Origin of the sequence: Permianibacter fluminis, assembly GCF_013179735.1 — a bacterium.
Classification (GTDB): Bacteria; Pseudomonadota; Gammaproteobacteria; order Enterobacterales; family Permianibacteraceae; genus Permianibacter; species Permianibacter fluminis.
The window spans coordinates 445,510-461,638 of sequence record NZ_JABMEG010000001.1 but is presented as its reverse complement, the minus strand read 5'-3'; the positions used below and the strand labels follow the sequence as shown (position 1 = coordinate 461,638).

Here is a 16,129-nt window from a genome sequence, read left to right as displayed (position 1 = left end):
CCGGCTTCACGCAATACCGACAGATCTCCGTCTGTTAAGGCGTTTCCTCCGCTGCGATCGGAGCAGCTGTGCCGATGTGGTATTGGTGACAGCTGCTGCAATTGCCGGCGTCGGTTTTGCCGTCGTGACAGCTGGCGCAGGTGCTGACCGGAATGGTGGCAAAGGAGTGCATGGCTGTCGGCGTTTTCTGGCTCTTGTCGCTGCCGGGCTCGTTATCGCCATCACTCTCATTGTAGCGGTGGCAACTCTGGCAGCCGCTGTCACCCATCGACAACAAATGCTGACGATGGCCAAAGATCACCGTGCTGCCGGCTTTGACCGAGCGCAGCGGTGATTGCCAGCCCGCTTGCTGACCGGGCGCTGCCATTGGCGCATGGCAACTGCTGCAGGGTTTTGGAAAACTGGCGGCTGGCAAATCCGGCCGTGGCTGCAACAGCAGGGTCAGTGCCGCGGCGCCGTGACTCTCCGGGGTTACCGCCAGTTGCGTGTCACTCAAGTGGCGATTTTTTTGCGGCAGCTCGGCCAAGGCACTGCGCAATTGCGCCAGTTTGTTTTTGTCGAGATCTGACTTGTCTATAACTGGATTGTCCGTCACAGCCGCCGCAGGCAGGGCTTCCGCATTCAAGGCATGCAGGCTGCGGCGAATCGCGCTGCTGACTTGCGCCACCAGTTTGATCTGCGCCGGGCTTGCCGCCGACAAATCACTGACATCCTGATTCAGCAATTGCAGCGCCGGAATCTTGCCATCGCTCAGGTTGGCAATGCTGAGCAAGCTGGCATTGGCGAACACCACATCATCGCCTTCTTCCGGCCAGCCGCTGGTGTCGACACCGGCGCGCTGCAAGGCCGGCAGGTCCAGCGTGGGCAGCGCCAGCAACAACAGCGGTTCCGCCGTCAGGCTCTTCTGGTGACAGCTGGCGCAGGCATCGGCAAAGCGGTTGACCTGCATGAAGCGGCCGTCATCGGTTGCGCTGTGACAACTGACGCAACTCACCTTCGGCTGACCGGCGACCTGCTTGGCCGGGAAATGTTTTTCCAGATGGCTGCGATGATCAAAGCGCAATTGATTGACCCGCTGATACGGATAATCGGCAAAACGGCTGTGATCCGGGAAAGCATGCTGGCGCTGCTGGTGGCAATCATTGCAAACCGCCATTTGCTTGCTGCGGCCGGGCAACAACGGTGCGTCATGTTCCTGGTGGCATTCGCGGCACATCAGGTTTTTTGTTGCCGATGGATTTTCCGTTGCCGCCGCGGTAAAGGCCCCGTCATGCGCCGAATGCGGTGACGCTTTGTCGGTATGACAGTCGAAGCATTGCTGTTCGTTGGGGTGGTGCGAGAACGCGCCGGCAACCACCGCCATTACGCTGGCGCTGCCGTCCAGTTGATGACAGCTTTCACAACCGGCCGTGCCAGCAGCGTGCTTGGCTGACAACGGGCCCGGACTCAAACCTTTCGCCGGTGCCAGAGCAAAGATCAGCAGCGTCACGCCGAGCGCCAACACGAACAAACCGGCGATCATCTGGCGATAGCGCCGACGCGGGCTGCGGATCGGCGAGCAGCGTGGCAAACCGTGCGCGCAACTGCCCTGCGGAGTCGGGCCGTCGCTGCACGGGCCGCCGGCGCTGGCGGCGCGGGTGCAATGCCAGCGCGCGCCACGTTTGGCCGGAATGCATTCGGTGCTGGTCTGACACTGGCCTTGCGCGTCCGGCCCTTGCTGACAGGGTTTGCCGCAGGGCAAATGGCCGCACAGATACTGCGACGAAGGTCGCCAGAATGCGCCGCGATCCTTTTCAGTCGGTGCTGTCATGTATCAATCCAGATAGGCATAGATCACCAGCACATGCAGCACGATCGGCAGCAAGGCACTGACCGTGAGTACGCGGTGACTGACCAGCAACAAGCGATACAGCCATTGCACGCTTTCCTGAGCATCCAGTTCGACTTTCTGCAAATAAACGCTCAGCAATTCGTCGAGCAGATCCTGTTCGGTTTGATTCAGATAGCGGCGAATCGATTCGACCCGCTGTTCAGCCGCCTGAAACGGCAAGCGATTGCCGACAATATGCAGCAGCGTGTGCTGGCGGGCGTTGACCTTGGCAAACAGCCAGCCGGCCGTTTGCCGGAACACCAGATCCGATTTGGCGGTGTCGGCAATTTGTTGATACAAGGCTGCCATGCGGTCCGCACACAGTGCCCGATACTGGGGGATTTTTTCGTACAACACATTGCTGTCGAAATTGCGGGTGGTGCGCGGCAACCAGCGGGCGCCGAGGATCACCAAAACGCCAGACAGCACACTGGCCCAGACCAGCAGGAACAGCAGCCACCAGAACGGCCCGGATCGGCTACTGAACTCGCCGTGCAACAGCAAGGCGCCCAGAGCAAAAATGCCGACATACACATGCAACTGGGTCCAGTGATAATTGCTGCCCAGTGGCAGCAGACGCAGCAGCCGTTTCAGCCGCAGGCTGAGCAATAGCACGAGAGCGCCGGCCAGTACCCAGCCGGTCAGATTGCGCTGCGCCGACAACGACGGCGCCAGTTTCCACAGCAGCACCAGCAGCGCAAACGCCGCTGCGGTCAGGCCGGACTTAATCGCTCTGGCGCGCCAACGCGGACTTAGCTGCGCCATTTTTTCAAGCGCTCGCTATCGCTGACATCCATGCGCACCAGGGCGTCATGGGGGCAGGCATTCTGACAGGCCGGTGAGACCAGCTGGTTCATGCAGAAATCGCATTTGGTGGCTTTCAGAATCGGGGCCCGGGATTCATCCAGATAAATCGCGCCGCTGCGATCGCGGATCGTCGTCATCCGGATATTGTTGTAGGGACAGCTGTTCGAGCAGGTCGCGCAGCCGATGCAGATATCATCCTGAATGTGAACGTAACCCTGATCCGCCTCGCGCTGAATGGCGCCGGTCGGGCAGCCGATCATGCAGACCGGATCGTGGCAATGCATGCAGGCGTTGGCGACCAACAGGTTTTCGTATTTCGGTCCTTCCCTGACAAAGCGACTGTTGCCGTCGTGGGCATCGGCACAGGCCCGGATGCATTCGTCGCAGCCGGTGCAGCGGTCGGTGTTGACCAGCATGGTCTTGGTGCCGTTGATGAACCGGTTCTCGACCAGAAATTCAAGCAAGCCGGTTTCCCGTGGCGCCAGTGCCAGCGGCTCGGCGTTCAGTTTGGTTTCAGTCGCTGTTGCCGGCGGCGGCTGAAAGCCGGTTTCGAACAGCAATTTTTCGACCGCAGCAGTAGGCAGCAGAATGATGTCGGCATAGCCAATGGCACGCAGCGAAAAGCGAAACGCCTGACCGGTCTTCGATGACCAGGCCGCATAAGCTTCCTGCAAACCAAAGCATTCGCCTTTGCCAAGGTAGGCCAGCGTCTGTTCACCGTGATTGAATTGCCGGCTGATCCGGACAAAGCCGCTGCGCACGACATAAATGCCATTCGGATAGCTGCCTTGCTCGACGATCACCGGTTCGGCGGCGGCGCCGGCGGTAGCAGCCGTCTCGCGTTTGAAATCGACATGCCAGTCGAACCGGCCATGGCGTTCGAACAGCGCGGCATCGGCCAGTCGTTTGATGACAGTGTCGGCAGCGCCGGTCAGTGCCCGCAGCGAGCGCAGATACACATACAGATTGTCTTTGCGGAAACGGTTGTCGACGTGCTGCTTCAAAGCCGGGCTGAATCGCATCAGTGCCCGCAAACCCTGCCAGGTGATCTCCAACACCTGACTGCGTTCCATCGCGACGATATTGGCCGAGCGCGGTGTCCGGGTCACCGCCGAGGCTTCGCCAAACAGCGCACCGGGCTGCAGCTCGGCGCGGCCATCCGGCTGCACGACGCCGGGCAGATCCTGAATGAACAGCGCGGCATCTTCGCGGCGGGTGCTGGTGCCTGCTTTGCGACTACCGACATCGCGCACTTCCGGCACGACCGGCTTGTGAAAACTTTGCTTCAATGCGGTCAACCACGACAGTTCGCGTTCGTCACTTTTGCGGGCGCGAGTCTGGCCGGTGTTGACCCAGACCGCCAGTCGACCGGTCAGCAGAAAAAAGGCGCTGGTGCCGTAGTCACCTTGGCGGATCACGACTTGATCTGGTTCGATGGTCCGCAGCGCACATTCGTGCAGCAGAATATCGTCCAGCGAACTGTTGTCGGGAAAGGCGCTGCGATCCATGTCGGCAAACGGCGGTTTTGCCAACAGCGACTGCACCACCGCGGGCGTCATCGTCGGATCAAATTGCACATCCCAGATGGAGGCGCGCTTGGCCTGCAGCGCCGACGGCGGTGTACTCATCAGGCATCCACCGTGATATCGCTGTCAGGCGTGGCAATGCAGGCCAGACAGGAGCCGGATTCCGGCGTGACGTCATGCTGGCTGCTGTAACTGACTTTGCCGGACACCAGCGCCACCTGACAGGTGCCGCAGTTGCCGGCGCGGCAACCGGAATCGAGCGCGATGCCATTGCGTTCACAAGCTTCCAGCAGGCTGCCGTCGCTGGCGCTCCAGCGCATGGTTTTCTTGGAGCGGGCAAAGGTCACGGTGACTGCTGCGGTGGCGACCGGTTCGGCGGCGCCGGCTGCCGGTTTTGTGGCAACCGTGGACGGACCGAAGGCCTCGAAATGAATATCGCCGTCGGGCACGCCCCAACTGCGCAAATCGCCGACCAGCGCCGACATGAATGGCCCGGGCCCGCACAAATAAAATTCGTAGTTGTTCGACGGCAGAATCTTTTTCAGCTGCTCGACACTGAGTCGTTCAAACTGCACCGATTGCCTCGGCAACCGACCCTGCTCATCCGGACTGCTGCAGAAGAAATGCACGCTGATGTGGTCGCTGTGCAAATCGGCTTCGGCCAGTTCACTGATCCGGACAAATTCATCAGCGGCGCGAGCGGCATAAAACAGTTTCACTTCCCGGCGCCGGCCGCTGGCCAGCACGGAGTTGAACATCGCCAGCATCGGCGTGATGCCAACACCACCCGCCAACAGCACGACCGGCCGCGACGAACTTTCATCGAGATGGAACGAACCGCTCGGCGCCTTGACGTCGAGCAGCTCACCGACTTGCGCCTGCTCGTGCAGATAACCGGAGACCAGACCATCCGGCTCGCCCGGTTTGCTGCCACGGGCGCGCTTGACCGAAATGCGGTAATGGCCATCGCGAAAACAATCGGACAGCGAGTAACAGCGCACCACCGGTTTCGGTTGACCGGGAATCTGCAGCCGCAGCGTCAGATACTGGCCGGGCGCGTAAGGCGCCAGCGCCTTGCCATCGTGCGGCACCAGATAAAACGAGGTGATGCCGTTGGCTTCGTCGGTGCGCCGCGCCAACTGGAATTTACGAAAACCTTCCCAACCTTTGTTGTGCTCCGTCTGTTTGGTCTTGCGCTGGGTTTTCTGTTCGATTTCGTCGGCCAGCGCGCGCAGGCGCAAATCCAGATACTGGCGTTCGGCGCGGGCGCGGACAAACGTGCGGCGCAGATTGTCGCCGACCACCATGATGCCGGTGCTCAGCACCGCAATCCCGAGACTGGCGAGGATCAGATTCTGGCCACTGATCGCCTGACCGTTGATCTGCTGGCCGGACAGCAACAGCAAGCCGGCACTGGCAAGGCCGGCCAGCACCGCACCGATCAGCAGCAGCAGGCGAAACGATTGTGGCTTGCTGCGGCTCGCAGCGGCGGTTTTGCTGCTGCGGGTGACGCTGCCGAGCAGCTTCGGCAAGAACTCGTCCACCGCCAGCCGGCGATTGGCCAACATGATGGTGTCGGACAATTCGAACTCGGCTTCGGTGATGCGCTTGCCATTGAGAAAGGTGCCATTGGTCGAACCGAGATCACGCAGGCGAAATTTCAGGCTGGTCGGATCCTCCAGCGTGATCTCGGCATGCTTGCTCGACAGAAACGCCTCGGACAGGCAGATATCGTTGCTGGCATCGCGGCCTATGGATACGGAGTTCGCCATCGCTCTCACCTGTCGCTGCCGATCATTGCGTCACATACACCTGGAGCGCTGCGCCGGCGCTCTGCTGTAACTCGCCCAGCTTGTGCGTCAGCGTACTGGCATCGAGGGTCAGCGACTGTGCCCGCGAGCAGTCCACCATTGGCGTCAGGGCCAGGCTCGCCGTCAATTGCTGACGCTGACCGGTGCTGATTTGCACCAGCCACAGCTGCTGACTGTGTTCCGGCAATTGCAGTGTCGGCCACGGTTCCTGTTCCGGTGCTTGCCGCACCGCACCGCAATCGGCCGTGCTCCAAAGTGTGCTGATTTTGCCGGCCGGGTCGGCGACAAAAACATAACTGGCGAAGTCCGCGATCGGCGCGACAAAGCTCAGGCAACGTGGCGCCGGTGTTGGCAGGTGGGTCAACAGCGATTCGCCCAACCACCACGGCGACCGGGTCAGGCACAGCGCCGGCTGGGTCGGTACCAGCAGCCAGGCCGTGTTGTTGTTGACGTTGGTGCTGTTGGTGTTGTTGCTGGCAGTCGCAGTGATGCCGGCGTTGGTCACGACAGCCGTCGCTGGTGCTGTGACCGGCGCAGTAACCGGAGCGCTGACCGTGCTGTTGCTGGCAGCGGCCGGTTTATTGCTGCTACTCGCCGTTTCGGCAGCGGGTTTGCTGCTGACCGGTTTTGTGGTCGACGTGGTTGTCGGTGCGGCTGTTGTTTGTGTACTTGTTTGCGTGCTTGCTTGTGCGCTTGCCGGAGTGGTTACTGATGCAGTTGCGGGTGTACTGGCTGGCGCCGGACTGGGTTTCGCTGGCGTTGCTGCTGCGGGTGCTGCTGTCACTGGTGCTGTTGTTATCGATGCCGGTGTCGATGTCGATGCCGGCGTCGATGCGGGTGTCGCTGCTGCCGGTTTGGCCGGCTTGTCGGCGGCGGCTACCGCCTTGCCCGCGCTGACCGCAGGCAGTTTGGCGCCACGGATCGGTGACAGCGCATCGACAAAGGCCAGTTGGCCGCCATCTAGGGATTGCAGCGCGCTGTTCAATTGTTGCCGGACCTTGTCGGCGCCGGAGGCCAGCGCGGCATTGCCCGGATCAAAAGCGTTTTCGCTGGCGGCACCGAGCGCGGCACGCAGCGCCGGATTGCCCGCCTTGGCGTTGATTTCACTGAGCGAGGCATAGGCATTGGCCAGACGTTCGCGCAGGGTTTTCAGATAGACCGAGTCGGCCGCCTTGGCGCCGGCAATGCCGCGCAGACTCATCTCCACGGTGGCACCATAACCGGCGATCCGGATCAGCCGTTTGCGAGCGGCGTCGGGTTTGGGCCCGTGCAACACTTCACCGGTCATCCGATCAACCAGATCGAAATCCTTGCCGATGCCGTGACCGCCCTCGCTGACCAGGTTTTCGTTGATCACCAGATGGCAACCAAAACAGTTGCGGGCAAATTCGTAAATGCGGCCGGGCCGGATCATGCCGGCGGCTTCGACTGTGCGCAGCCGCTGCTCGCGATGCTCCTTGCTTTCCTGATCTTTCTTGATGGCCGGGCCACCGAAATCGTTGTGGATTTCAATCCAGCCCTTGGCCGGACCGTGACAGCTTTCGCAACTGACGCCACCAACAATCTTGACCCGGCCTTCGATTTCAGCGGCGGTGAAATGGCATTGCGCGCAGGGGCTGCCCGGATCCTTGATGCGCTTGATGCCGAGTTTGTCGGCGATCTCTTTGGCGCTGGCGGCTTTGGGCATGGCATCGCCGCTGCTGAAGTGATGGGTATTTTTCCAGACGTCGAACGGTGTCTCGTGGCATTCGATACAGCGACTCGGCCCGGTCAGGTCGGCCGGGCTGGCGGCCTGCGCGGCGCTGGCCAGCACGAGCGGCAAAGCCAACAGCAAGCAACGTGCAGATCTTGCAATCAGTGAACGCATGAGCGGCTATCCATCTCCATCCAGCGAACCGTACAGCAGCGTGTACGAGCGCATGCAACAAGTGCCAGTCAGCGCGATGGCCAAGCCGGTCTGGGTCGTTATGGTGCGGCCGACAGTTGCCGAATTCGGTGGCTGCCATCGGCGCGCGCTGCCGACTACTATAGAGGCGGTTATCCGGCTTGCCTACATTTTGTCTGGAGCCGCTGTATTGACGATGCAGGTTGCAGGTAAAGTGCAGGCGGGTCGCGCGTGATGGCTGCGGCCATGCAGGATTGTCCGGCACGACCGCCGTGCCGATGGCAATCGCAGGACAATAAGGAGAACAGGCATGTTCGTTTTGTTGCGACGCACAATTGCGTTGGTCGCAGGGCTGCTTTTCCTGCACAGCGGCATCGCCGGCGCCAGTGAGCCGGACCCGCATCAGGCACTGTATGGCGAAAGTGCCTATCCGTCGGCGACGCAATGCGCCGGCTGCCACAAACAGCATTACGAGGAGTGGAGTCGCTCCGCTCACGCCTATTCGGCTGTTTCGCCGATGTTTCACAAATTCGAACAAACCATCAACGGCCTGGCGCCCAGTCTCGGCGGCTTTTGTGTGCGCTGTCATGCCAGCGTTGGCTCGTCGCTCGGTGAAAGTCGCGCCATTGATTTGTGGAAGCGCAGTGCCGTTGGCCGTGAAGGTGTCACCTGCGTGACTTGTCACCGGGTCAGCACCGAATACGGCAAGGTCAACGGTGAGCGCCGCATCGATCCGGGCGAAATTTTTGCCCCGGTCTATGGTGCGAAAAATGGCCCCGAGCTAGCCAATGTAATCAGCAACAAAGAGTTCTACAAAGTTGCCACGGCTAAAGAAGAAAAAGGCAAACGCATTCACCTGGCCGCAGTGCCAATGGAGCAACTGCAGCGTTCGGAATTCTGCGCCAGCTGTCATCAGGTGGCGGTCAATCTGGGCATCAAGCTGGAAGTGGTCTGGGATCAATACCGCGCATCGCCGGCGCATGCGCAAGGCATCAGCTGCCAGCAATGTCACATGGGCAAAGTGCCGGGTAAGGCCGAAGGTTATGAGACCGGGCCGGTGGCGGTGATCGAAGGCAAGCCGATCGAACCGCAGCGCGAGCATCACAATCACGCTTTCTATGGTCCCGGCTATTCCATTGCCCATCCGGGCGTGTTCCCGCACAACAGCAAAGCCCAGCGCTGGTCGGTTGAAGACTGGCTCGGCTTCGATTTCCGCGCGCAATGGGGCTCGGAGGCGTTTGAGCGGCGGGTGGAAGACGGGCTCATCGACATCGAATTTCCAGAGGCCTGGGCGGAGCCGGCAGACCGGGAGGAAGCCTGGGCGATCATTCAGGAAAACCTCGGCAAGCTCGCGATCAAGCAGCAGGAACGGGCGGCGGTGATGGACAACGGCCTCAGTCTGAGCGGACCGTTTTTCCCGTCGACGCTGCAAGTCGGCTCCGATCTGAAATTCAATTATTTGGTCAACAACATCAATCCCGGCCACAACGTGCCATCCGGTTCGCTCGGTGCGCAACCGGAGCTGTGGATGAACGTGGCGCTGATCAATCCGGCTGGCGTGCGAATCTGGGAATCCGGTTATGTCGATTCCAATGGCGACATGGCGGATCTGCATTCACTGGATGTGCGCAACGGCAGCATCGCCCACGATGATCAGCTGTTCAATCTGCAAACCAAATTCCTGACCACCAATGTCAAAGGCACCGAGCGGGAAATGTATTTGCCGGTCAACCTGGACATCGATCAATTGCCGTTCCTGCGGCCGGCAGCGCAGCCGGTCACGGTGATGAATCACCCGCCGCTGGTGCGAATGGAACAGCGCAGCATTCCGCCGCTCGGCAATCGCACGGCGGCCTTTACCGTGCCGGGCGAGCTCGTCAAGAAACCCGGCACTTATCGCCTGTCCGTGCGCTTGCGATCGCGGGCAGAGCCCATTTACTTCATGCGATTTGTCGGCGCGACCCAGGACATGGAACGCGCGATGAATGAGGGCATGCTGAACATGCATGCCTACTCGGCTTCGTTTGAAGTGAAATAGGGGCAGCGTCAATGAAAACCATCTCCTCACTCCTGCTGACCCTGAGCGTTGCTGCGTGCTTGAGCCCGGTTGCGCTGGCATCGGATAGCGCGCCGGCAATGGATGCCAAAGCCAAACCGGCCGAAGCGGACAGCGGCGATTTCAAAACCGATCCGAAATACAGCGATGCCTACGATGCCGATGAGCAGCGGCGCATCTACGGTGACAAAAAAGAAAATCACAATCCGCGCCCGCCGATCGAATGGGGCCGCCGGATTTACGATACCGGTCCGATTTCGGCATCGGGCCATTATCTCGGCGCCAGCAATCCGACCAACAGCCAGTTTCTGTTGTACGGTGATGCCCGACTGGCCGTCGCCCGCAATGAAATTGATGATCCGGCCATCGACAGCGATGGCGCGGTGAGTCAGGTCGCGGCCCGGCTGAATCTGGAAGCGGATTGGCAAATCACCGCGACCGAACGCATCCACGTCAGCTACACGCCGCTGGAAGACGATGGCCGGTTTACCCGCTCGATCTTCTCGGCGCCGAATGACGACGATGAAGTTTCGGAGGTCGAAACCGACCACAATATCGACGCCGCCTTTTTTGAAGGCGATCTCGGTGCCATCGTCGCGGGCGTGACCGGTCACGCCCAGAGTTGGGATCTGCCGTTTGCCATCGGTCGGGTACCGCTGCAATTCCACAACGGCATCTGGCTCGATGATGCGTTCACCGGCATGGTGTTCACCTTGCCGGCCGGCCACAGCAAGGCGCTCGATATCTCCAATTATGATCTGACTTTCTTTGGCGGCAGTGCCGACTGGAACAGTCCGCTGCTGGCCGACGCCACGGCGGGTGGCAATATTCCGTTCAACAGCCGGCAACAGGACAAGGTCAGCGTGTTTGGCTTCAATGCTTTTGTCGAAGCCAATCGCGGTTACTGGGAATTGGGTTTCGCCCGCACCAAAGACGACACCGACGCCATCGCCGGTTTTGATCAGTCCTATAACAGCATTGCGCTATCGTTCACCCGCCGTTATGGCAGCTGGCTGTCAAACTCGCTGCGGATCATCGCCAGCCAGGGTCAGGACACCGCGCCAATCGGTTTTGACAACAGCGCCGACGGCACTTTGTTCATTATCGAAAACTCGTTTGTCACCAGCTCGCCATCGACCTTCATTCCGTATCTGAATCTGTTCTACGGTCTGGATCGGCCGCAATCACTGGCGCGCGGCGCCGGTACCGGGGGCCTGCTGCGCAATGTCGGTATCCTGTTTGAATCCGATGGCCTGACCGGCTACCCAACGCTGAATGACAGTGCCTTCAACACTTACGGCATTGCGGTCGGCATCGAGAGCCTGTTTGCACTGGATCAGCAAGTGGTGGTCGAACTCGCGGCGGTTGATCGGCACGATGACGAACACAGCGGCATCGACGGCGCCCAATATGGCCTGGGCGTGCGCTATCAGCGGCCGTTTCTGTCGCGCTGGATTTTCCGCGCCGATGCCATGATCGCGCAGGCAGAAAAGGAAGACGGCGACAGCATCGATTTGTCCGGGGTTCGGGCCGAACTCCGGATGAAGTTCTGATGTCGCGGTGCTCAACAACATGATCGCGCTGACATGATCACCTTGCACCATGCCGCCGCGACCCATACCGGTCGCGTGCGCCCGCACAACGAAGACGCCTATCTGGCGTTGCCGCAGGCCGGACTTTGGTTGCTGGCCGATGGCATGGGCGGTCACGAATCGGGTGAAGTGGCCAGCCGCATCGTTTGCGAGTCCATCACCGCCGCAATTGGCGCGGGTCAACCCTTGCCCGAAGCGGTTCAGCAGGCGCATCACGCCGTACGCACCGCCGCGGCCAACGGTGAAGGCGCTGCCGGCATGGGCTCGACCGTGGTGGCGCTGAAGATTCACGACGCGCATTGCCAGATCGCCTGGGTTGGCGACAGCCGCGCTTATCTCTGGCAAAACAATGTGCTGCGTCAGCTGACCCGCGATCATTCCTTTGTCCAGCATCTGCTCGACAGCGGCGCCATCACCGCGGCCGAAGCCAGCGTGCATCCGAAACGCAATGTCATTCTGCAATCCATGGGCTCGGCGCATACGACCGATGTCAAGGTTGGCGTGGTTGATCATGATCTGCAGCCGGGCGATTGCCTGCTGCTGTGCAGTGACGGCTTGAATGGCGAACTCAGCGACGATGCTATCGCCGCCATTCTGCGCCGGGCCTCGCCGGCAACCGGCGCGCTGCAACCGTTGATCAATGCCGCGCTGGAGCGTGGTGGCAATGACAACGTGACGGTGATCCTGGTTGCAGCGCTGACCGATGCCCAGTCACTGCAGCTGCGCACCACCGGCTCGGTTGACGTCACCGCCGTGCGCCGCGCCGTAACCGCACCGGCGGCAGCTGATGCATCGGCCGGCGCCGATTCGGACAAATCCTGGCTGGATAGCAGCAAAGAAAAAGCGGGCAAGTTGCTGAGCAAACCGCTGGCCTTTTTTCGCGACGAAGAGAATAACAAGTGAGCCGCCTGAACTGGACCCTGGAAAGTAGCGCCGCTGATCAACCGGCGATTGAAGTAACCGCGACGGCAGTGCTTGGCCGCGCCGCCGAGGTTGATATTGTGCTCGGCTCGCCGCATGTGTCGCGCCGTCATGCCGAACTCAGTTTGCGTGACGGCAAGTTATACGTGCGCGATCTGGGCAGCGCCAACGGCAGCTTCGTCAATGATCGCCGCATCGACGCCGAAACCGAATTGCACGATGGCGATTGGTTGCGCTTCGATACCCTGGCGTTCCAGATCAAGGCACCGGAACCCACCTTTCAGGCCACCGTGCTGCGGCCGGCCATCACCGAAGCGCAACTGGCCGCACATATCGCCGCCAGTCAGACTGCTGCACCTGCACCTGCACCTGCACCTGCACCTGCACCTGCACCTGTCGCTGAAATTAATACCGCAGCCAACACGGGACCCGTTTCCGGCACGCCGCGCCAGCACACCACCGTATTCGATACTCGCGATGCAGTTGCCGAGTTGAATGCGCGCGCGCCGGGTAAAGCTGGTTCGACACAATCGCTGGCCACCGTCAGCGCAGATACGCCACTGGCCGAACTGGAAGTGAATCTGCCGGATGGCAGCATGCTGATGGTGCCGCTGACCCAGCAGGACCTGCGACTCGGTCGCGGTCCGGACAATGATTTCGTGATCGCCGACGGCAGCGTCTCCGGTCAGCACGCGATCATCCGCTGGCAGGGCGATGGCTGGCAGCTGGTTGACTCGGGTTCCCGCAACGGTAGCTTCATCAACGATCAGCGGATCGAAAGTGCGGTTCTGGTGGTCGGCGACAAAGTGGGTTTTGGTCGCGTCACTGGCCGGGTGCAACCGATCAAGACGCTGACCGCTGACAGCAAACGCCGCGACGGTAGCAGCACTGGCGGCAGCGGCGCAGCGAGTAGCAACACAAATCAGAGCAACAAAGACCGAAACAGCCATCAGCGCAGCGCCAGCGCCGGCAACGGCAACAAGACCGCCTTGTTGGCAACGGCCGCATTGCTGCTGATCGCCGTGCTGGCCGCGTCGTGGTGGTGGTTCAGTCGGACGCCGGCAAATGCGCGCCCGACATCGACAGCTGCGTCTGCAGCACAAGCCAGTCGCGCGCTCTGGACGCAGCAGGTGGCCAGCAATGCCCGGCTGTTGAAACCGCTGTTGCTGGAAAATGCGGTCGTTGTTGCCGATGCCAATGGCAAGCTGAGCTGGCGCGATCTGCAGACCGGCGTCAGCAAGGCAAGTCACGATCTGAAAGCGCGTTTGATCGCCGACATTGTGCCGCTGGCCAACGACGGTGGGGTGCTCGCCGTCACCAGTACGGGTCACGCCGTGGTGTTCACCATCGATGGTGAAATCAGCGCCGAATTGTCATCGCCGCGCATCAGCGCCGTGCACAGTGTGCTGCCGTTGCCCGATGGCAATTTCATTGTGGCCGGACAATCGATGCTGGCCGCGGAAAACGCCGCGACCGGTGCCTGGCTATGGAGTCAGGTGCTGCCGCCATCGGTGGTCATGACCGCGCCGCCGTTGCTGCATGGCGAGCGCATTTATTATGTGGATTCCAGTCCGCAGCTGGTTGCTGTCGGCATCGATGGCAAACCCTTGTGGCGGCAACCACTGGCCGGTGTGGTGGTGCAGCCGGTGCAGGCGGTGAACGATCGCCTGCTGGTGCAAACCGCCACCGGGCAATTGCAGAGTTTCTCACTGGCCGGCGAGCCGCTGTGGTCGCAGCCGTTTGCCGCGACGCTGCAAGCGCTGCAAAGCCATGGCGATCAACTGGCACTGCGCCGGGATGATGGCACCGTCATCGGCATTGCCGCCGACAGTGGTGAGCAGCGCTGGCAACAAACCGGTGCCGACGGCGAAGGGCTATTCAGCAAAACCGACGCAGCTTGGATCTGGCTGACTGCGCAGGGCTGGACCAGCTGGTCGATGGCGGCGCCGGAACAGTCGACGCAGCAGGCATTGCCTTACCAAGGATTGCCGCAAACAGTGGCCAGCACGGCCGAACATGTCGCGATTGGTTATCAGGACGGCACGCTGATTGTGTTGGCGCAAGGGCAGTAGCCTTTACTCCCTCTCTCCTTGCGGGAGAGGGCTGGGCAGAGGGGTTCCGATTGCCATGATGCAGGTCGACATTCAATCAATCAAAACAGAGCCAAAAAAAAGAGCCGCAATTGCGGCTCTTTTTCTACTGCCTATTACAGAATTATCCTCTACAGAACCAGCCACCGTTACTCAGTAACGATAGTGCTCCGGCTTGTACGGACCTTCCTGCTTCAGGCCCAGATATTCTGCTTGCGCTTTGGTCAGCGTGGTCAGCTCGGCGCCAACTTTCTTCAAGTGCAGACGGGCGACTTTCTCGTCTAGATGCTTCGGCAACACATAGACCTTGTTCTGGTAGTCCTTGCCGCGCGTCCACAGTTCGATTTGCGCCATCACCTGATTGGTGAAGCTGTTCGACATCACAAAACTCGGGTGGCCGGTACCGCAGCCGAGGTTAACCAAACGGCCTTCAGCCAGCAGAATGATGCGGTTGCCACTCGGCAGAATGATGTGATCGACTTGCGGTTTGATGTTTTCCCATTCGTAGCGCTTCATCGCCGCGACCTGGATCTCCGAATCGAAGTGACCGATGTTGCAGACGATGGCGTTGTTGCGCATCTTGACCATGTGATCGTGAGTGATCACATCGGCATTGCCGGTCGCGGTGACGAAGATATCGGCCTTGTCACAGGCGTAATCCATGGTCACGACGCGGTAGCCTTCCATCGCCGCCTGCAGTGCGCAGATCGGATCGATTTCGGTGATCCAGACAGTTGCGCCCAAACCGCGCAGCGATTGCGCCGAGCCCTTGCCGACATCGCCATAACCGGCAACAACGGCGATCTTGCCGGCAACCATCACATCGGTCGCGCGCTTGATGGCGTCAACCAGCGATTCGCGGCAACCGTACAGGTTGTCGAACTTGGACTTGGTCACCGAGTCATTGACGTTGATGGCCGGGAACGGCAGTGCGCCTTTGCGGTCCAGATCGTACAGGCGCTTGACGCCAGTGGTGGTTTCTTCGGTCACGCCCTTGATGCAGGCCAGACGCTTGGAATACCAGCTCGGATCCTTGTCGAGGTAACGCGCGATGGAGGCGTACAGCGCCTTTTCTTCGTCGTTGGTCGGGCTGCTGATCACGCTGCGATCTTTCTCGGCACGCGAACCGAGCATCAACAGCAGCGTGGCATCGCCGCCGTCATCCAGAATCATGTTGGCGTGCTGATCGTTCTTCCAAGTGAAAATGTTGTGGCTGTATTCCCAGTAGTCATCCAGCGTTTCGCCTTTGTAGGCAAACACCGGAATGCCGGCAGCGGCGATGGCGGCCGCTGCGTGATCCTGAGTCGAGAAAATATTGCACGAGGCCCAACGCACTTCGGCACCGAGCGCGACCAGCGCTTCAATGAGCACCGCGGTCTGGATGGTCATGTGCAGTGAGCCGGCAATGCGCGCGCCTTTCAGCGGCTGTTGCTTGGCAAACTCTTCCCGCACGCTCATCAGGCCGGGCATTTCGGTTTCGGCGATGCGGATTTCTTTGCGGCCGAAAGCGGCCAGGTTCATGTCGGCGACATGGAAATCGGTAAAGTTCGTCATGGCGACGTCTCCCAAAG

The 16,129-nt window shown here is 60.6% G+C and carries 11 protein-coding genes; 5 read left to right on the top strand and 6 right to left on the bottom strand.

Features of this window, described 5'->3' with window-relative positions:
• Positions 1-34: 34 nt before the first annotated feature.
• Genes HPT27_RS01980 through HPT27_RS01960 form a run of 5 tightly spaced genes read right to left on the bottom strand, consistent with a single transcriptional unit; the run spans position 35 to position 7,881 of the window.
• Positions 35-1,810 carry a cytochrome c3 family protein gene (locus tag HPT27_RS01980; protein WP_172238193.1) on the bottom strand — a complete coding sequence of 592 codons (1,776 nt, stop codon included), beginning with the start codon at positions 1,808-1,810 and terminating at the stop codon, positions 35-37.
• Positions 1,811-1,813: 3 nt separating this feature from the next.
• Positions 1,814-2,635, bottom strand: coding sequence for a hypothetical protein (locus tag HPT27_RS01975; protein WP_172238190.1), 822 nt, complete (start codon positions 2,633-2,635; stop codon positions 1,814-1,816).
• Entirely contained in the window at positions 2,623-4,305 is a 1,683-nt protein-coding gene (locus HPT27_RS01970) for a cyclic nucleotide-binding domain-containing protein (protein ID WP_172238187.1), read from the bottom strand. Before HPT27_RS01970 ends, HPT27_RS01975 begins: the two co-directional genes overlap by 13 nt.
• Positions 4,305-5,975, bottom strand: coding sequence for an FHA domain-containing protein (locus HPT27_RS01965; RefSeq protein WP_172238184.1), 1,671 nt, complete (start codon positions 5,973-5,975; stop codon positions 4,305-4,307). The genes HPT27_RS01970 and HPT27_RS01965 overlap by 1 nt, the downstream gene beginning before the upstream one ends.
• A gap of 22 nt (positions 5,976-5,997) precedes the next feature.
• Positions 5,998-7,881 carry a multiheme c-type cytochrome gene (locus HPT27_RS01960; RefSeq protein ID WP_172238181.1) on the bottom strand — a complete coding sequence of 628 codons (1,884 nt, stop codon included), beginning with the start codon at positions 7,879-7,881 and terminating at the stop codon, positions 5,998-6,000.
• Between HPT27_RS01960 and HPT27_RS01955 the strand changes: the two genes are divergently transcribed.
• From HPT27_RS01955 to HPT27_RS01935, 5 genes are all read left to right on the top strand, one after another.
• Complete coding sequence (locus HPT27_RS01955) at positions 7,880-8,134, top strand: hypothetical protein (RefSeq protein WP_172238178.1); 255 nt, start codon at positions 7,880-7,882, stop codon at positions 8,132-8,134. The two genes, HPT27_RS01960 and HPT27_RS01955, sit on opposite strands and share 2 nt — an antisense overlap.
• A gap of 75 nt (positions 8,135-8,209) precedes the next feature.
• The gene (locus HPT27_RS01950) at positions 8,210-9,937 is read left to right on the top strand and encodes a multiheme c-type cytochrome (protein WP_172238175.1); all 1,728 of its coding nucleotides are present in this window, start codon (positions 8,210-8,212) and stop codon (positions 9,935-9,937) included.
• An 11-nt stretch (positions 9,938-9,948) separates the two neighbouring features.
• Positions 9,949-11,508 (top strand): hypothetical protein, encoded by a 1,560-nt coding sequence (locus HPT27_RS01945; protein ID WP_172238172.1) that lies wholly within the window; start codon positions 9,949-9,951, stop codon positions 11,506-11,508.
• Between the two features lie 33 nt (positions 11,509-11,541).
• Positions 11,542-12,450 (top strand): PP2C family protein-serine/threonine phosphatase, encoded by a 909-nt coding sequence (locus HPT27_RS01940; RefSeq protein ID WP_172238169.1) that lies wholly within the window; start codon positions 11,542-11,544, stop codon positions 12,448-12,450.
• Complete coding sequence (locus HPT27_RS01935; protein ID WP_172238166.1) at positions 12,447-14,540, top strand: FHA domain-containing protein; 2,094 nt, start codon at positions 12,447-12,449, stop codon at positions 14,538-14,540. The genes HPT27_RS01940 and HPT27_RS01935 overlap by 4 nt, the downstream gene beginning before the upstream one ends.
• 171 nt (positions 14,541-14,711) lie before the next feature.
• Here the strand turns inward: HPT27_RS01935 and ahcY are convergent, their stop codons facing one another.
• Positions 14,712-16,112 carry an adenosylhomocysteinase gene (gene ahcY / locus HPT27_RS01930; protein WP_172238163.1) on the bottom strand — a complete coding sequence of 467 codons (1,401 nt, stop codon included), beginning with the start codon at positions 16,110-16,112 and terminating at the stop codon, positions 14,712-14,714.
• Positions 16,113-16,129: the final 17 nt, after the last annotated feature.